The following is a 16,917-nucleotide window of genomic DNA, read 5'->3' as shown; positions in this document are numbered from 1 at the left end:
ATTCAGCTAACTTCAGTGAACCTTCTCTAATTAGAGGTTTACCCCGACTGAACCGCCCTATTCGTACACGGCTGTGACAGCTGAATGGTTAGACTGATGGCTCTTGTGCTCACTCGTTTGTGCACGTTGGCTGTTCTGTTAGGCCTTAGCTGCGGATTCTTCATCGATTCCGCCGCCGGGTTGATGTTCACTAGAGATTACTGAAGTTCACACCAATGGGGCTGGCATGAGCGGCGTCAATTCCGCGCTGGCGCGCCGATTGCGCGAGCTGCGCGAGAGCCACTGGCCTGACCTGCGCGTCACCCAGGCACAGCTGCGCGACGCGTTCCAGGTCAGCGTCGCGCTGATCTCGTCATGGGAGTCGACTCATACGAGCAAGATCCCGCCCTTACACCGGCTGGAGAAGTACGCCGCGTTCTTCGCGACCAAGCGATCGATCTCCAACGGGAGCGCGCGCGTGCTCCCGGTGTCCGAGCTGACACCGGGCGAGCTCGAGGACCACCGTCACTTGCTCGGCGAGCTGAACCGGCTGCGCCAGGCCGCGCTGAAAGCCCAGGCCTCGGGTGACGGCGCCGAGCCGGCGACGGCGCGGGACGCGCTCCAGACCGGCCCCTGGCACTTCCGCGACGGGGAGCCGATCACGGTCATCTGCTCGCAGGTCCCGGAGGAGGACCGGGCCAAGATCCCGTACGCGGACCCGTCGAGCCCCGACTACATCGAGCTGTACAAGTATTCGGACCTCGACTCCCTCTTCGAATTGTGGGGCCACCTGCGGGCCGCGAATCCGCGCAGCCCGGTGAAGCTGGTCTCCACGGAGGATCTGCGTTCCGACGACCTGACGACGCACGTGGTGCTGCTGGGCGGCGTCGACTACAACGCGGTGACCGGGGCGGTGCTCGCGCAGGCCGAACTCCCCGTGCGGCAGGTGCCCGACTGGGAGGGGGAAAAGGGGCCGTATTTCGAGGTCATCGAGGGGGACGACACGCGCAGGCACTACACCGTCACCGCCGGATCCGGCGATAATCTGCAACTCCTTGAGGACGTCGGGTTCTTCTACCGCGGCGTCAATCCCGACAATGTCGAGCGCACGTTGACCATTTGCAATGGGATGTACGGCAGAGGCGTCTACGGTGCGGTGCGGGCCCTGACCGACGAGCGATTCCGCGACCGCAACGCCGTCTATCTGCGGGACCGTTTCGGCACCGCCGCGGCCTACAGCATTCTCACGCGCGTCAGGATCAGGGACCGCGTGGTCGTCACACCTGATTGGACCCTGGACACGTTCCGGCTGCATGAGTGGTCGGAGCCCTCTCATGGTGACTGAGGTCGGATCGGAGCATCACCACGGCTCCCATCGGGCCCTGATCGAGATCCACCCGCGAGTCGCGAAGTCCGGCCGCGTGGACGCCATCGTCGTGCCGACCATCAGGCATCCGCGCTGGCTGAGCCACGCGATCCGGCTGGCGATCGCGCTGGACTGCCCCCTCGTGACCCTACACAGCAAGTGGAGCAGGCCGGGCCTGGCCAACCTCCTGATGCCGGCCGGCCTGCGGTTCATCTCCGTCGACATCGACAACCCGGCCCGGCTCAACCTGCCCGACTTCGCGACGACGGCCCTGCTGAAGGGCACGCCGTTCGCCCGCGCGACCGACCTCAGCGCCAAGCGCAACACGGGCCTGCTCCTGGCCCGCCTGATGGGCTGGCGGCGCATCGTCTTCCTGGACGACGACATCGAGGTCGGCGGGCACGAGGAGGTCGCGCACGCGGCTGCCCTGCTCGACTCGTACGACGCCGTGGGCATGCACATCGGCGGCTATCCGGACAACTCGGTGGTGTGCCACGCCCACCGGCTGACCGGCGGGCATCAGGAGTCGTTCGTGGGCGGTGGCGCCCTGGCCGTCGAGACGACCCGCAGCCCCTCGTTCTTCCCCAACATCTACAACGAGGACTGGTTCTACCTGCTGGGCGAGAAGTCGGTGCGCCCGCTCGCGGTCACGGGGATGGTCAAGCAGCGCCCGTACGACCCTTTCGACCGCCCCATCCGCGCGCGGGACCAGGAGCTCGGCGACGTGCTGGCCGAGGGCGTCTACTGGCTGCTCGACGGCGACGAGGGCACGGGCTGGCAGGCCGCCGCCGACCCGGCGTACTGGGTCGGCGCCCTCGCCAGGCGCGGTGACTTCGTCAAGGACGTGCTGCGCCGCGTCAGAGAGCTCCCGCCGGGCGCGACGACGAGCCGCCGGGCCATGGAGGAGTCGCTGCTGGCCGCGCTGGGCCGGCTCAACCGCATCACGCCGCAGTTCTGCGTCAAGTACCTGGAGGCGTGGGCGGCCGACCGCGACGAGTGGGCCGCCCACTTCGCCAAGATCCCGCAACTCGGGCCGAGCGTGGCCGATGCCATGAAATGGCTGGTCAAACCTGGTGCACCACAATTGCGCCAGTGGACCTCATTTGATTCATAACAGGGCGAACCGGGAATCTGTCGTCCGTGGGGCCACGTGACATCCGCCAGGCCGTCCATACGGACCTCCCTGCCATGGTCGACTCGCTCGGGCAGGAGGCCTACTTCACCGACCGGCTCGCCAGGCAGGACTCCGGTCACGGGGTCCTGCTCGTCGCCTGGAAGGGCGAGGTGGCGGTCGGCGACGTCTACGTGTGGCTGGGACCCGCGGAGGAGCCGGAGCTGCGTACTCACTTACCGGGCGTGGCGCTGCTCACGCACCTGGAGGTCGTGCCCTGGATGCGCAACCGGGGCATCGGCACGGCGCTGCTCTGGGCCGCCGAGGAGCGGCTCCTGGCCGACGGCCACGACCAGGTCGCCCTCGGCGTGGGCCTGGACAACCCCGACGCCCTGAGGTTGTACCAGCGCCGCGGCTACGCCGAATGGCCGCACGGCGAGGTGGCCACCACCGACGTCGTCTACCACCCGAACGGCGGGCTCGAGCTCCGGCCCGAGCTGTGCCGCATCCTCGTCAGAAAGCTCGGTTGAGCGCGAGCCGGCTAGCGGCGCTGGGTGGCCCAGCGGCGGATGGTGTCGATCCGCTCCTGGATCTGCTCCGCCGTCGCCTGCGCGATCGGCGGCCCGCCGCACGAGCGGCGCAGCTCCGAGTGGATGACCCCGTGCGGCTGGCCCGTGCGGTGGTTCCACGCGCCCACCAGGCCGTTGAGCTCGCGCCGCAGCTCCGCGATCTGCTCGTGCGGCGCCAGCGTCTCGCGCGGCTGCTCCTCCGCCTGCTTGCGCCTGGCCGCCTGCTGGTCGGACTGCCGCTTGCGCAGCAGTGTCGCCACCTGGTCGGGCTCCAGCAGCCCCGGAAGGCCGAGGAAGTCCTCCTCCTCCGCCGAGCCGACCGCCGCGCCCGTGCCGAACTCGCCGCCGTCGAACAGCACCCGGTCGAATGTGGCCGACGTCTCCATCGTCTCGAACGGGAGCTCGTCGCCCAGGACGTCGGGATTGTCCTTCTGGCGGTTGGCCTGCTCGAGGAGGCTGTCGTCGAGCCCGTCCTCGGGAGGCCGCTTGTTGAGCACGTGGTCGCGCTCGACCTCCATCTCGTTGGCCAGCCCCATGAGCGTGGGCACCGAGGGGAGGAAGACCGAGGCCATCTCGCCGCGCTTGCGGGCACGCACGAAGCGGCCCACGGCCTGGGCGAAGAAGAGCGGGGTCGAGGTGGAGGTGGCGTAGACGCCCACGCACAGGCGGGGGATGTCGACGCCCTCCGACACCATGCGCACGGCCACCAGCCAGCGGTCCGGCGAGGCCGCGAACTGCTTGATCTTCTTCGACGCGCCGGGGTCGTCGGAGAGGACCACGGTGGCGCCCTCGCCGGTGATGTTGCGCAGGTGGCGGGCGTAGGCCCGGGCCGTCTCGTGGTCGGTGGCGATGACCAGGCCGCCCGCGTCCGGCACGCCCCTGCGCACCTCGGTGAGGCGCCGGTCGGCGGCCTGCATGACCTGGCGGATCCAGTCGCCCTTCGGGTCGAGCGCGGCCCGCCACGCCTGCGAGAGCTGGTCCTTGGTGAGCGGCGTGCCGAGCGTCGCGGCGATCTCGTCGCCGGCGCGCGTGCGCCACTTCATCTCGCCGGAGTAGGCCAGGAAGATGACCGGGCGCACGACGCCGTCGTCGAGCGCGGGGCCGTAGCCGTAGGAGTAGTCGGCGACGCTGCGCTTGAGGCCCTCGCCGTCCTCCTCGTAGGCGACGAACGGGATGGGGTTGTCGTCGGACCTGAACGGCGTGCCGGTGAGCTGGAGGCGGCGCGTGGCGGGCTCGAACGCCTCGCGCACGCCGTCGCCCCACGACTTGGCGTCGCCCGCGTGGTGGATCTCGTCGAAGATCACCAGCGTCTTGCGCGCCTCCGTGCGTGCCCGGTGCAGCGCGGGGTGCATGGCGACCTGCGCGTACGTCACCGCCACCCCGGTGTAGTCGCGCGACGTCGTGCCCTGGCTGTTCTTGAACTCGGGGTCGATGCCGATGCCGACCCGCCCGGCGGCGTCGGCCCACTGCCGCTTGAGGTGCTCGGTGGGCGTGACGATCGTGATCGACCTGATCACGCCGTTGGCGATCAGTTCGCTGGCGATGCGCAGGGCGTAGGTCGTCTTGCCCGCGCCCGGGGTCGCCACGGTGAGGAAGTCACGCGGCTCGCGCCTGAAGTAGAGGTCGAACGCCTCCTGCTGCCACGCACGGAGCTTGGGGGCGGTGCCCCATGCGGCCCGGTCGGGATAGGAAGGCGAAAGGTGGGACGCGGCGAAGGTGCTCACCGCATCACCTCTGGGGTTCGTGTGCTTCGCTCTCTCACAGTGACCCGATAGTAATCGGGCCGACCGACAAGACGTGCCGTGAGCCGAGGATTCTGGCCAAGCTCTTCCTCACGTGATAGGGCCTGGCGGACAAGAAACCTGCTCATCAGACCGCCGCTCCGAGATGCCGGGTAAGGCCGTAGCGGCAGTCCATTTAGCAGGTTTCTCATCCGTACTTGATCTTCGTCATGACCGTGTCGAGGGCCTGTCTGCGTGCGGTTTCCTCGGGTTGGAGCAACCCCAGGAGCATGACGGCGGAGCCCGCGCGAGTGAGAAGCGTCACTCTCAGGAACGCCGGCCGGTTGGCCACATCCTGATATTCCGCCCGCAGCGCCCGGGTGTGGCCGCCGGGGAACTCCTTGTCCTCGACGACGGTCACCCGGTCTCCTTTGAGCAGCAGCCTGGAGTAGAGCTCCGCCGCCTCGGCCGTGGCCTTCCTGGCGTCCGCCACGGCCCCGGAGACCGGTCTGGCCATGACGAGCCCGCCGCCGCCGTCCCTGACCACGGAGGTGAAGCCCGTCACGGGCGGCACCGCCTCCTGGCTCCACCCCTGCGGCAGCGTCACCGACACCTTGGCCAGGGAGTCGCTCAGCCGCCCGGTCTCCGCCGCGGGCGCCGTGATCCGCAGCACCACGACGGTCGCCCCCGCCACCAGGCCGACGCCCGCCAGCAGGGCCACCGACCCGGCCGCCCACCGCCGCAGCGCCCTCCCGGGCACGCCTGTGCGCCGCCCGGGGTCCACCGGAGAGCCGTAGAGGCGCGCGGACGGGGGAAGGGTGTCCCAGGGCTCGAACTCGCGGTCCAGGCCGTAGGCGGCGGTTCTGCGGATCTGCGGGTTCCACGGCTCCTCGGGCTCGAAGGCCAGGGGGTCGGGCTCGCCGCGGACCGGCTCCGGGCCGCTGGAGCGGGCATGCCGCCGTACCGGCTCCGGGTCGGGGTCCGGCACGGCCTCCAGTGGGCCCGCGCGCCCCCGCCGCGGCTCCTCCTCGTGGGGCGCGCCCCACGCGTACCGCGGAGGAGTACGGCGATGCCTGGGAGCGGGCTGAGGCGGCCAGACCCGGCGGTCACTATCGGCGTCATCCTCCATGGCACCTCCCTGACCGCTGTCCTATCACTCCGCGCGACGAGGGTCAGGAGAACCGTGATCGGTGTGACAGGAGGGGCGGAATTCAGCGGGTGCGTCCGGCGAGCAGGGTCGCGCTGAGGGCGATGGCGGCCATGAGGAACGAGATCACGACGAACCCGGTGGCGATCTCGTCCGGGGCGTGCCCGATCAGGTTGACCAGCGCGCCCGCGACCCCGATCGCCAGGGCGGAGCCGAGCATGTCCGTGACCGACAGGGCGGCGGAGTTCGCCCCCTGCTCGTTCACCGGGGACTGCCGCAACGCGGTGACGCTGACCGTGGTCATGCCGAAGCCCATCCCGAACCCGGCCACGATCCACGCGGGCACCGCGATCCACCCGGTCACCCCGGGAACGACGCAGAGCGTGCAGATCAGGATGGAGACGGTGACGCAGCCCGCTCCCAGCCGGATCCGCTTGTACGCCTCCCCCTCCCGCCTGCTCTGCAGGAACGACCCCGCGGACCACCCCAGCGCCCCCGTCGTCAGCGCGATCCCCGCGAGCTTGAGGTCGAAGTGCTTCACCTCCTGCAGCGCCAGCGGGATGAAGGAGTTCACCCCGAAGAAGGCGGCCGAGAAGAAGCCCCGCATCAGCACGGTCGTGGGCAGCCCGCGCGCGAACCGCAGCGCCCTGGGAGGCAGCAGCCGGTACAGCCCGTAGATCAGGAACGCCAGGCCCGCGACCGCCTCCAGGACCCCGGTCACGGGGCTTCTGTGCAGCAGGTCCACGCCCTGCAGCAGCGCCCCGGCCCCGCCCGCCGTGGCGGTGGCGGCCAGCGTCATCGCGACCGGCCTGGAGCGCGGACCGGTCGACGGCTCATGGGACGAGGACGGCCTGCGCAGCGCGGGCACGAGCATCACCAGAGCGGGCACGACCAGCGGGATGATCCCGTAGAAGACGTACCGCCAGCCCCACTGCACGGCCACGAACCCGGCCACGGCCGGCCCCACCATGGCGGGCACCACCCAGGCCGCGGAGACGGCCGCGAAGACCTTGGGCCGCAGGGCCTCCGGATAGACGCGCGCGATCATCACGAGCAGCGCCACGATCGAGGCGCCCGCGCCCAGCCCCTGCACGGCCCGCGCCACGAGGAACAGCCCCGCCGAGTGCGCCGCCCCGGCCAGCGCCATCCCCGCCACGAACAGCACCACCCCCGACAGGAACGGCAGCTGGTAGCCGCGGCGGTCCGACCAGAGGCCCGCCACCACGTTCGCGAAGAGGCTGGCGATGAGGAAGGCCGAGAAGCTGATCCCGTACAGGTCGAGGGCGTTCAGCTCGTGGGCCACCGCCGGCATGACCACCCCGACCGACATGCCCTCGAAGGCGACCAAGGTGATCGTCAGCACGATGCCGACCGTCGCGATGCGGTATTCGGGGCTGAGGATGCGGGTGGATTCGTAGGGAGTGTCGAGCGCCTTTGGACCTGTCACCCACACATCGTAATTTGCCGGAAATCTAGGCTGATGGGGTGGTGTTCCGGTACACCGCCCACATCTGGTGCATGCGCTCCGCCTGACCGGGGGTGAACTCCGACATGCACTTGTCGTGCGCGTAGTCCATGAAGTTGTGCGCCGGGTCGATGCCGGGATGCTGCGCGCAGCTGTCCTTGTCCGCCGGGCAGGCCTCGGTCGGCCGGGCCTCCATCGGGGTGTCGGCGATGCCGTCGCCGGGCAGCTCGCAGCCGTTCTCGAATGTGTGGAAGAGGCCGAGCCAGTGCCCGATCTCGTGCACTCCGGTGAAGCCGCGGTTGTAGTTGCTCATCGCGCCGCCGGGCAGGCTGCGCCAGTCGATCACGACGCCGTCCAGCCTGGGCGCCTCGTGATGCCAGTACGGGTAGCTGGCGAATCCCAGCATCTGCTCGCTGAGCTGGGCGATGTAGAGGTTGAGCGTGTCGGCACCGCCCTGGTGCAGCGCCACCTTCATCAGCCGCTCGTTGCCGACGGGGTCGTTGAACCACAAGGCGTTGTCAGTGACCGAGATGCCGTCGAGGCGGAAGCGCACGCCGGTGTCGACGCCGCCGTAGGTGCCGCCGTACGCGGCGTTGAGCACGTCGATCTGGGCCTTGACGTCCTGGTCGGTGACCTTGCGTTCACCACGCGTGATGACGTGCACCCGCGTGGGCACGGTGACCTGGCTGGGCGTCGTGGTGCCGGCGAGCCGCTTGCCCAGCTCGACCAGGACCTTGGCCACGTCTTCCGGCTTGGGCGAGCGCGGCCCCGTCCTGCGGGGCACCTGGCCCGCGCAGCGCGACGCCTGCGCCGCCTCGGTACGCAGCGGGGGCGTGAACCCGACCGCGAGCAGACATGCCAACGAGACGGCGGTCGCGCGCCGGACCATGCAAATCCCCCACCACTACGATCAGAGCCTCTATGGCTACCGACCGTAGCTTGACCTGGGGAGATTACCGGTCAGCAACACTCACTGCTTGTTGTCGCCGCCGTCGCCGCCACCCGGGGGCAGGCCGTCGTAAATTTCCTTGCACTCCGGGCAGACCGGATATTTCTTCGGGTCGCGGCTGGGCACCCAGACCTTGCCGCACAGGGCCCGGATGGGCGTGCCCGTGACCATGCTCTCGGTGATCTTGTGCTTGTCCGCGTAGTGGGCGAACCGCTCGTGATCGCCGTCGCCGTGCGACGTCCGGGGCGTGGCCTCCTGCTCTGGGAGGATCTTCGTGGTGCTCACCCCACAGAGTTTATGCCCGGGCGCGACCAGGTCCCCCATATAGCGATACGGCCCCCGCCGCGTGGCGGGGACCGTACGTGGAATCAGGCTCAGCCCATGTGGACGGGCGCGCCCTCGGTCTTCCTGCCGGCCTTGACGAACAGCGTCAGTACGGCGGTCAGCACCGCGATGCCGGTGCTGACCAGGAAGGCCACGTGCATGCCGTCCATGAAGGCGTTGTGCACGGCGTCGCCGATCTGCTGCGGCACGCCGGGCGGGACGGCGCCGAACGCGGCGGCCTTCTCCAGCCCCGTCATCTGGGCGGGCGGGATGGCCTGGGCCGCCGGGCCGAGGTAGCCGGGCAGCTTGTCGGAGATCTCACCGGCCATCACGGCGCCCAGGATCGCGGTGCCGAGCGCGCCGCCGACCTGCATGGCCGACTGCTGCACGCCACCCGCGACGCCGGTCAGATTGACCGGGGCGTTGCCCACGATGATCTCCGTGGCGCCCACGAACACCGGCGACATGCCGAAGGCCAGCAGCAGGAACGGGATGCCGCTCTCGATGAACGACGCGTCGATGCTGAGCTGGGACATGAGGAACATCGAGAAGGCCGTGATCAGCAGGCCCGCCGCCATCGTGATCTTCGGCCCCAGCCTGCCGATCGCCATGCCCGCCAGCGGCGAGGCGACGATCATGCCGGCGCTCATCGGCAGCATGCGCAGACCGGCCTCCAGCGGGGACAGGCCGTGCACGCCCTGGAAGAAGAAGCCGAGGAAGAACATCGCGCCGAACATGGCGAACGCGACCATCATCATCAGCACGGTGCCGATGGAGATCGAGGCGTTCTTGAACAGCGACAGCGGCACCAGCGGCTGCCTGGCCCTGCTCTGCCAGAAGACGAACGCGCCGATCAGCACCGCGAACAGGGCCGCGAAGGTCAGCGTCGTGCTGTCGCCCCAACCCCACTCGGGAGCCTTGATGATCGTCCAGACGAGCGAGAACATCGCGCCGGACAGCAGCAGCACGCCGAGCCAGTCGATCCGCGCCAGCGTCTGCGCGCGGCTGTCCTTGATCAGGATGGTCCCGAGGACGAGGGCGGCGAGGCCGACGGGGGCGTTGATGAAGAAGACCGTCTCCCAGCTCGCGTTCTCGACCAGCAGGCCGCCCACGATCGGGCCGGCGGCGCTGGACAGGCCGATGATCGCACCCCAGGCGCCCATGGCCTGGTTGAGCTTCTCACCCGGGAACGCTCCACGCAGCAGCGCCAGGGCGGCCGGCTGGAGCAGCGCGCCGAATAGGCCCTGCAGCACCCGCAGGGCGATCAGCGCGCCCACCGGGGAGAGGCCGGGAATGATGTCGGCCAGCTCGGCGCTGAGCCCGATGCCCACCGAGGAGATGGCGAACCCCGCCACGCCGATCAGGAAGACGCGCTTGTGCCCGAACAGGTCGCCGAGCTTGCCGGCGGTGATCAGGAACACCGCCAGCGCCAGCAGGTAACCGCTGGTCACCCACTGCAGGTCCGACAGCGAAGCCTTCAGGTCGGCCTGGATGGACGGGTTGGCGATGCCCACCACGGTGCCGTCGAGCATGACCATGATGACGCCCAAGCTGACCGCCAGCAGCACGAGCCAGGGATTGCCGCCGGCCCCCGATTTCACCGCGCCGTGCGACGACGGCGCATCCACCGCCTTCGCCTGAGCCATGAGGTCCCCCTAAGTACACGAACAGCCCCACACCGGGGCATAGATCTCGTAAGCCTCAGGTAATCTATGGCAGCCACTGACTAATGACAAACCAGTTTTATTCGTCGTCATATGACTTATGGCACACTGTGACAGAAAGGTTTCGAGGGAGTGACCGCTGTGGGTCTACGGGAACGCAAGAAGGAGAAGACGCGCCTGGCGATCCTCGACGCCGCGCTCGACCTGTTCCTCGAACAAGGATACGAGTCGACCACGGTCGAGCAGATCGCGGGGGCGGTCGAGATCTCACCGCGCACGTTCTTCCGCTACTTCACCAGCAAGGATCACCTGGTCCTGTGGCACCACGACCACGGGGAGGAGATCATGCTCGAGACGCTGGCGTCCCGCCCGGAGGATGAGTCGCCCTTCACCGCGCTCATGCACGCCATGCGCGCGGTCGTGGGCGACCTGGAGGGGTCAACGCCCGAGGACCGGGCGAGGTTCCTGAAGCTGCGGCGGCTCATGGAGGACCATCCGAGACTGGTGGGCATGTCGGTGGCCAGGGGCGCGGCGACCGAGCGCCGCCTCATCGAGGTGATCGCCGCCCGCCGGGGCGTGGACCCCGACGAGGACAAGCTCACGCCCCTGATCGTGGCGTTCGCCGCCTGCACCCTGCGCGTCGGCTTCGAGTGCCCGCGGCGCGACAGCGGCCTGCCGGAGATCACGCAGCGGATGGCGGAGACCATCGAGCTGGCCGAGCGCTCGCTGCGACCCGGCTGGGACCGCTAGCTAGTTCATCGTCGGGTCGTCCGGGCAGGTCGCCACGAAGGCCAGCTCGCCGGGCTGCCGCCGCAGCACGTGCCGCCAGAGCGCTCGGGGATCGGCGTGGAAGGTGTCGCCGGCCTCGGAGTCGACCACATACCAGGCGCCTTCGGCGATCTCACTCTCCAGCTGGCCCGACGACCAGCCCGCGTACCCCGCGAAGATGCGCATCTGCGCGATCTCCCCCTGCAGGATCTCGGGCGGCGCGTCCAGATCCACCGTCCCGAGTCTCGAGACGGCCGGGGTGCCCGCGTGCAGCCTGCGCCAGCCGAGCGGCTCCTCACCGCTGGGGACCGCCGCCAGCGCGAGCGCGCTGTCCGTCTGCACGGGGCCGCCCTCGAAGAGCACGGAGGGCCCGGTCACCAGCGGATCCCACACGGGCAGCACCTGAGTCACCGAGATGTCGCTCGGTCTGTTGAGCACCACACCCAGGGTGCCGCCGTCGTGGTCGTGTTCGAGAATCAGCACGACGCTACGCCGGAAGTTGGGGTCGTCGAGAAGCGGCGTCGCCACCAACAAACCGCCGACGTAGATCGCTTCCGCCATACCTCCATCATGAAGGGTTCGCGAGGCTCGCGCTCCCCCAGTGTGCCGATGTTACTTTTCGTGCACACTTGGGCACCTTCTGTAGCAAAGATCACTCGTTGGGGGGAGCTCATGCATATCAGGACACGTCTCTTGCTGGCCGCACTCCCGGTGTGCGCGGTCCTGCTCCTCCCCGAGAGCGCGCAGGCGTGGCCCTGGCATGAGGACCACGGCGACCCGTTCACGATGACGGTGGACGACGTGCACTGCCGTTCGGGGCGCGCGCACGTCTCCCTGCACAACCTGACCGAGCAGCCCGCACGCTTCGACGTCCAGGCCGACGGGGTCAGCGTGGCGAACGGGGCCATCCCGGCGCACAAGACGATCGTCAGGCAGGTGCCGGTGGCCAAGGGCAGCACCGCGGATGTCGAGGCGTACTCGCTGGGCGACCCGCAGCGCAACACGCTCGTCGACTCCACCCGCGTCAAGAACGACTGCCCGTGGGGCCACCACCTGAACAACCTGCCCTTCACCGGCCCGCCCGCCGACCTCATGGGCAAGCTGGCGACGGCGGGCGGCCTGATCGTGGTGGGCGGCATCCTGTGGTGGTACGGCTCCATCTGGCCGCGTTCGACCCCGTGAGCTAGGGCTCTGTCACGACGAACGCGCCGGCCCTGGCGGCGGCCAGCGTGCGCGCCACGGACCGCTCGGCGTCCTTCTCGGTCACCGGCTCCCTGGTGACCACCAGCCGGTAGTAGAGCGGGGCGGAGATCGCGCGGATCACTTCCGCGCCGTCGGTGCCCGCGGGCAGCTCGCCCCGCTTGACGGCCAGGTCCACGACGTTGGCCCACTCCGCGATCCTGCGCAGGTAGAAGGCGCGCAGCGCGCCGGCGGCCTGCTCGTCGCTCGTGGCGGCGGCGATCACCGCCTGGAACGTGGCGCCGAGCCGCCCGTCGTTGATCGCCCCCAGGACGGACAGCGCGTTGGCCCGCAGGTCGGCCTCGACGCCACCCGTGTCGGCATGGGGCGTGGACTGGTTGGCCAGCTCGGTCATGAGATCGGTGACCAGACCCGCCCTGCTCCCCCAGCGCCGGTAGACCGTGGTCTTGCCGACGCCCGCCCTGGCCGCCACCTGGTCCATGGTCAGGCCATGGAAACCGTGCTCGACCAGCTCGTCCTGCGTGGCCTCCATGACGGCCGCGCGCACCCGCGCCGTACGGCCCCCGGGCCGCACGGTTCCCGCCGAACGGGAAGGTTGGTCCATCTAGTCTCCTTGTCGCAACGTTCCACTTTAACGGAACTGTCATCCCATTAAGGATTGACGGCGCATTTCCCCCACCTCCTGGACGCTGCCATGCGAAGATCGGTTCCATTCCGGAGGCCGTTCGGCAATACCGAACGAAGCTGCGCTAGTGTGCGAGCTGTGGGAGAGACGATTCAGTCGGTCGAGCGGGCGGCCGCGATCCTGAGGCTGCTCGCCTCGGGGCCGCGCCAGCTCGGGGTGGCCGAGCTGGCCAGGGCGCTGGGCCTGCCCAAGGGCACGCTGCACGGCATCCTGCGCACGCTGGTCCACGTCGGGTTCGTCGAGCAGGACCCGGCGAGCGGGAAATACCGGCTCGGCGCCACGCTGCTCCATCTCGGCAGCAGCTACCTCGACGTCAACGAGCTGCGCACCCGCGCCATCAACTGGGCCGACGCCCTCGCGGGGCGCAGCAGGGAGAGCGCCTGGATCGGCACCCTCCACGAGGGCCACGTGCTGGTGATCCACCACGTGTTCCGGCCCGACGACAGCATGCAGACCCTCCAGGTGGGCACCTACCTGCCGACCCATGCCAGCGCGCTCGGCAAGGTCCTGCTCGCCCACGACCCGTACGGCGAGCCGCCCGCGCCGCCGCTGCAGCCGTACACGAAGAACACGATCGTCGACCCCACGGCGCTGGACAAGGAGCTCGGCCTGGTCAGGACGCGCGGCTGGGCCGCCGAGACGGAGGAGCTCACCGAGGGCGAGGTGGCCATCGCCGCGCCCATCAAGGACCCGCGCGGCCTGGTAGTGGGCGCCATCGGCATCCGCGGCGCCGTCGAGCGGCTGGCCTCCGACGGCACCCTGCACATGGAGTTCGTCTCGTACGTACGGGACGCCGCCCGCGCGATCACCCGCTCACTTGAACATCCCTAAGGCCACGAAATAGCATTCGTTCGGCATTGCCGAACCAGAACCAAGCGAGGAACCCCGTGCCTCGACCTCAATACGTCGCAGCCATCGACCAGGGCACCACTTCCAGCCGCTGCATCGTCTTCGACCAGGCCGGCAACATCATCTCCGTCGCCCAGCGCGAGCACCGCCAGATCTTCCCCAAGCCCGGCTGGGTCGAGCACGACGCGGCCGAGATCTGGCAGGCCGTGCAGGGCGTGCTGGCCGAGGCGGTCGGCGGCGCCGGCATCGAGGACGGCCAGATCGCCGCGCTGGGCATCACCAACCAGCGCGAGACCACCGTGCTGTGGGAGCGGGCGACCGGCCGGCCCGTGTGCCCCGCGATCGTCTGGCAGGACACCCGCACCGACCAGCTGACCCGGGCGCTGGCCGAGCAGGAGGGGCTGTTCAAGGAGAAGGCGGGGCTGCCGCTGACGACGTACTTCTCCGGGCCGAAGATCCGCTGGCTGCTGGAAGCCTACGGGCTGCGGGAGCGGGCCGAGCGCGGCGAGGTGCTGTTCGGGACGATGGACAGCTGGCTGCTGTGGAACCTCACCGGCCGCCACGTCACCGACGTGACCAACGCGAGCCGTACGATGCTGATGAACATCCACACGCTGGCCTGGGACGACGAGCTGCTCGACGCGCTGGGCGTGCCCCGCGCGATGCTGCCGGAGATCCGCCCGTCCGCCGAGGTCTACGGCCGCACCACGGCGGGCCTCCCCGTCGCCTCGGCGCTCGGCGACCAGCAGGCGGCGCTGTTCGGCCAGACGTGCTTCGCGCCCGGCGAGACCAAGAGCACCTACGGCTCCGGCAGCTTCCTGCTGATGAACACCGGCCACGAGCCCGTCGTCTCCAAGCACGGCCTGCTGACCACGGTCGGCTACCAGATCGGCGACGGCCCGGCCACCTACGCGCTGGAGGGCGCGATCGCGGTCACCGGGTCGCTGGTGCAGTGGCTGCGTGACAACCTGGGCCTGATCTCCAGCGCGGCCGAGATCGAGACGCTGGCCAGGACGGTCGACGACAACGGCGGCTGCTACTTCGTACCGGCCTTCTCGGGGCTGTTCGCGCCGCACTGGCGCTCGGACGCGCGCGGCGTGATCGCGGGGCTGACCGGGTTCGTCACCAAGGGGCACATCGCGCGGGCCGTGCTGGAGGCCACGGCGTGGCAGACCCGCGAGGTGGTCGACGCGATGAACGCCGACTCGGGGCTCGACCTCACCACGCTGCGCGCCGACGGCGGCATGACCGCGAACAACCTGCTCATGCAGACCCTCGCCGACGTGCTCGCGGTGCCGGTGATCCGGCCCATGGTGGCCGAGACGACCGCTCTGGGCGCCGCCTACGCCGCCGGGCTGGCGACGGGCTACTGGCCCGACGTCGACAGCCTGCGCCTCAACTGGCACAAGGCCGCCGAGTGGCGCCCGGCCATCGACGAGGCCGCGCGCGAGCACGAATACCGCAACTGGAAGAGGGCCGTGGCCCGGACCCTCGACTGGATCGAGCAGTAACCGGTCGAGCAGTAGCCGGTCGAGCAGCAGGGCAATCACTAGGGAGTATGGCAATGACGACGACGACCGCCGCCGACCGCGCGGAGATCCGCGCGGAGCTCTCGCGGGCCGCCTACGACCTGCTCGTGATCGGCGGCGGCATCCTCGGCACCTCCGTGACCTGGATGGCCGCCCAGGCCGGGCTGCGGGTGGCGATGGTCGACGCGGGCGACTTCGCCGGCGCGACCTCCAGCGCCTCCTCCAAGCTCGTCCACGGGGGTCTGCGTTACCTGCAGACCGGCAACGTCCGGCTGGTCGCCGAGAACCACCGCGAGCGCCGCGCCCTGGCCGCCGACATCGCGCCGCACCTGGTCAAGCCGCTGACGTTCCTGGTGCCGATCTACAAGGGCGGGCCGCACGGGGCGGCCAAGCTGGGCGCGGGGGTGTTCCTGTATTCGGCGCTGTCGGTGTTCGGCGACGGCATGGGCAAGGTGATCACGCCCCATCAGGCGCTGGCCAAGGTGCCCGCCCTGCGTACCGAGGGGTTGCGGGCCGCCGCCGTCTACGGCGACCACCAGATGAACGACAGCCGCGTCGCGGTCATGACCGTACGGGCCGCCGTGGACGCGGGCGCCGTCGTGCTCAACCACGCCGAGGTCGTCGGGCTGCGCAAGACGGGCGGCACGGTCACGGGGGCCGACCTGCGCGACCGGCTCGACGGGGCCGAGTTCGGGGTCTCCGCCCGGCTCGTCCTGAACGCCACCGGGCCCTGGGTGGACCACCTGCGGCGGATGGAGGACCCGGACGCCGAGCCGAGCATCCGGCTGTCCAAGGGCGCCCACCTGGTGCTGCGCCGCCACGAGCCGTGGAAGGCGGCGCTGACCACGCCGATCGACAAGTACCGGGTGTCGTTCGCCATCCCGTGGGAGGACCACCTGCTGCTCGGCACCACGGACGAGGCGTACGAGGGCGATCCGGGCGGGGTGCGCGCCACCGAGGCCGACATCGCGCAGATCCTCGACGAGGCCGGTCACTCCGTGCGCGACGCCCAGCTCAGGCGCGAGGACATCACCTACGCCTTCGCCGGGCTGCGCGTCCTGCCCGGCGGCCCCGGGCAGGTGACGGCCGCCAAGCGGGAGACCGTGGTGACCCGGGGGGCGGGTGGCATGCTCTCGGTGGCGGGCGGCAAGTGGACCACCTACCGCCACATCGGCAGGCACGTCCTCGACACGCTCGCCCACCTGCCCGGCCGGCCCCTGGGCGACGACCTGGCCGACATCCTGCCCGCCGTACCCCTGCCGGGCCTGGCCAGCCCCGACGCGGTGGCCCTGCGGCTGTGGACCGACCGCGACCCGGGCGCGCGCATGGATCCTCTGGTGGCCAGGCACCTGGCCACGCACTACGGGTCGATCGCGTTCGACCTGGCCCGCCTCATCCGCGAGGACCCCGCCCTCGGCGAGCGCATCCACCCGGACGGCCCCGACATCTGGGCCCAGGCGGTCTACGCGCGCGACCGCGAGTGGGCGGCCACGGTGGACGACGTCGTACGCCGCCGCACGACGCTGACGGTGCGCGGGCTCGACACGCCTGACGTGCGCGATCGCATCGCCGCCCTGCTCACCTGACCCGG

At 70.1% G+C, this 16,917-nt stretch carries 16 protein-coding genes; 8 read left to right on the top strand and 8 right to left on the bottom strand.

The window, feature by feature from the left end:
- The first annotated feature begins 226 nt into the window (after nt 1-226).
- The 3 genes from ACFKCF_RS20255 to ACFKCF_RS20245 are packed head-to-tail and all read left to right on the top strand — an operon-like array spanning nt 227 to nt 2,986.
- Nucleotides 227-1,324 (top strand): helix-turn-helix domain-containing protein, encoded by a 1,098-nt coding sequence (locus tag ACFKCF_RS20255; RefSeq protein ID WP_394495647.1) that lies wholly within the window; start codon nt 227-229, stop codon nt 1,322-1,324.
- The gene (locus ACFKCF_RS20250) at nt 1,314-2,459 is read left to right on the top strand and encodes a hypothetical protein (protein ID WP_394495646.1); all 1,146 of its coding nucleotides are present in this window, start codon (nt 1,314-1,316) and stop codon (nt 2,457-2,459) included. The genes ACFKCF_RS20255 and ACFKCF_RS20250 overlap by 11 nt, the downstream gene beginning before the upstream one ends.
- Nucleotides 2,460-2,485: 26 nt before the next feature.
- Nucleotides 2,486-2,986: a GNAT family N-acetyltransferase gene (locus ACFKCF_RS20245; RefSeq protein ID WP_394495644.1), complete on the top strand. Its 501-nt coding sequence runs from the start codon at nt 2,486-2,488 to the stop codon at nt 2,984-2,986.
- Between the two features lie 11 nt (nt 2,987-2,997).
- Here the strand turns inward: ACFKCF_RS20245 and ACFKCF_RS20240 are convergent, their stop codons facing one another.
- The 6 genes from ACFKCF_RS20240 to ACFKCF_RS20215 all read right to left on the bottom strand — a co-directional run bounded on the left by ACFKCF_RS20240 (nt 2,998) and on the right by ACFKCF_RS20215 (nt 10,277).
- A complete protein-coding gene (locus ACFKCF_RS20240) occupies nt 2,998-4,749 on the bottom strand; it encodes a DEAD/DEAH box helicase (protein WP_394495642.1) in 1,752 nt (583 codons plus the stop codon).
- 205 nt (nt 4,750-4,954) lie between these two features.
- Nucleotides 4,955-5,875, bottom strand: a complete 921-nt coding sequence (locus tag ACFKCF_RS20235) for a hypothetical protein (protein ID WP_394495640.1) — start codon at nt 5,873-5,875, stop codon at nt 4,955-4,957.
- 82 nt (nt 5,876-5,957) lie between these two features.
- Nucleotides 5,958-7,340: an MFS transporter gene (locus ACFKCF_RS20230; protein ID WP_394495639.1), complete on the bottom strand. Its 1,383-nt coding sequence runs from the start codon at nt 7,338-7,340 to the stop codon at nt 5,958-5,960.
- 25 nt (nt 7,341-7,365) lie between these two features.
- Complete coding sequence (locus ACFKCF_RS20225; protein ID WP_394495637.1) at nt 7,366-8,247, bottom strand: zinc metalloprotease; 882 nt, start codon at nt 8,245-8,247, stop codon at nt 7,366-7,368.
- Between the two features lie 81 nt (nt 8,248-8,328).
- Entirely contained in the window at nt 8,329-8,592 is a 264-nt protein-coding gene (locus ACFKCF_RS20220) for a DUF3039 domain-containing protein (RefSeq protein WP_394495636.1), read from the bottom strand.
- Nucleotides 8,593-8,681: 89 nt separating this feature from the next.
- Complete coding sequence (locus ACFKCF_RS20215) at nt 8,682-10,277, bottom strand: DHA2 family efflux MFS transporter permease subunit (RefSeq protein WP_394495634.1); 1,596 nt, start codon at nt 10,275-10,277, stop codon at nt 8,682-8,684.
- Nucleotides 10,278-10,436: 159 nt separating this feature from the next.
- Here ACFKCF_RS20215 and ACFKCF_RS20210 point away from each other — a divergent pair, with 159 nt between their 5' ends.
- On the top strand, nt 10,437-11,045 hold the full coding sequence (locus ACFKCF_RS20210) for a TetR family transcriptional regulator (RefSeq protein ID WP_394495632.1): 609 nt from the start codon (nt 10,437-10,439) through the stop codon (nt 11,043-11,045).
- On the opposite strand, the gene ACFKCF_RS20205 is transcribed toward ACFKCF_RS20210, so the two are convergent.
- Nucleotides 11,046-11,624 (bottom strand): YqgE/AlgH family protein, encoded by a 579-nt coding sequence (locus tag ACFKCF_RS20205; RefSeq protein ID WP_185071411.1) that lies wholly within the window; start codon nt 11,622-11,624, stop codon nt 11,046-11,048.
- Between the two features lie 132 nt (nt 11,625-11,756).
- On the opposite strand from ACFKCF_RS20205, the gene ACFKCF_RS20200 reads away from it, so the two are divergent.
- The gene (locus tag ACFKCF_RS20200) at nt 11,757-12,245 is read left to right on the top strand and encodes a hypothetical protein (protein WP_394495630.1); all 489 of its coding nucleotides are present in this window, start codon (nt 11,757-11,759) and stop codon (nt 12,243-12,245) included.
- A gap of 1 nt (nt 12,246) precedes the next feature.
- On the opposite strand, the gene ACFKCF_RS20195 is transcribed toward ACFKCF_RS20200, so the two are convergent.
- On the bottom strand, nt 12,247-12,867 hold the full coding sequence (locus ACFKCF_RS20195) for a TetR/AcrR family transcriptional regulator (protein ID WP_394495628.1): 621 nt from the start codon (nt 12,865-12,867) through the stop codon (nt 12,247-12,249).
- Between the two features lie 159 nt (nt 12,868-13,026).
- Between ACFKCF_RS20195 and ACFKCF_RS20190 the strand changes: the two genes are divergently transcribed.
- Genes ACFKCF_RS20190 through ACFKCF_RS20180 form a run of 3 tightly spaced genes read left to right on the top strand, consistent with a single transcriptional unit; the run spans nt 13,027 to nt 16,912 of the window.
- Nucleotides 13,027-13,779 (top strand): IclR family transcriptional regulator, encoded by a 753-nt coding sequence (locus tag ACFKCF_RS20190; protein ID WP_394495627.1) that lies wholly within the window; start codon nt 13,027-13,029, stop codon nt 13,777-13,779.
- A gap of 56 nt (nt 13,780-13,835) precedes the next feature.
- Nucleotides 13,836-15,308: a glycerol kinase GlpK gene (gene glpK / locus ACFKCF_RS20185; RefSeq protein ID WP_394495625.1), complete on the top strand. Its 1,473-nt coding sequence runs from the start codon at nt 13,836-13,838 to the stop codon at nt 15,306-15,308.
- Nucleotides 15,309-15,355: 47 nt separating this feature from the next.
- A complete protein-coding gene (locus ACFKCF_RS20180; RefSeq protein ID WP_394495623.1) occupies nt 15,356-16,912 on the top strand; it encodes an FAD-dependent oxidoreductase in 1,557 nt (518 codons plus the stop codon).
- Nucleotides 16,913-16,917: the final 5 nt, after the last annotated feature.

The sequence above is a fragment of the Nonomuraea sp. JJY05 genome (genome assembly GCF_043496855.1).
In the GTDB taxonomy this organism is placed as follows: Bacteria; Actinomycetota; Actinomycetes; order Streptosporangiales; family Streptosporangiaceae; genus Nonomuraea.
This window is presented reverse-complemented; position numbering and strand designations above follow the sequence as displayed.

What these genes read in the sequence shown, in the direction of transcription:
- ACFKCF_RS20180 (WP_394495623.1), top strand. Translation starts at nt 15,356, where the DNA reads ATGGCAATGACGACGACGACCGCCGCCGACCGCGCGGAGATCCGCGCG.
- ACFKCF_RS20225 (WP_394495637.1), bottom strand. Translation starts at nt 8,247, where the DNA reads ATGGTCCGGCGCGCGACCGCCGTCTCGTTGGCATGTCTGCTCGCGGTC.
- ACFKCF_RS20205 (WP_185071411.1), bottom strand. Translation starts at nt 11,624, where the DNA reads ATGGCGGAAGCGATCTACGTCGGCGGTTTGTTGGTGGCGACGCCGCTT.
- ACFKCF_RS20235 (WP_394495640.1), bottom strand. Translation starts at nt 5,875, where the DNA reads ATGGAGGATGACGCCGATAGTGACCGCCGGGTCTGGCCGCCTCAGCCC.
- ACFKCF_RS20195 (WP_394495628.1), bottom strand. Translation starts at nt 12,867, where the DNA reads ATGGACCAACCTTCCCGTTCGGCGGGAACCGTGCGGCCCGGGGGCCGT.
- ACFKCF_RS20255 (WP_394495647.1), top strand. Translation starts at nt 227, where the DNA reads ATGAGCGGCGTCAATTCCGCGCTGGCGCGCCGATTGCGCGAGCTGCGC.
- ACFKCF_RS20250 (WP_394495646.1), top strand. Translation starts at nt 1,314, where the DNA reads ATGGTGACTGAGGTCGGATCGGAGCATCACCACGGCTCCCATCGGGCC.
- ACFKCF_RS20215 (WP_394495634.1), bottom strand. Translation starts at nt 10,277, where the DNA reads ATGGCTCAGGCGAAGGCGGTGGATGCGCCGTCGTCGCACGGCGCGGTG.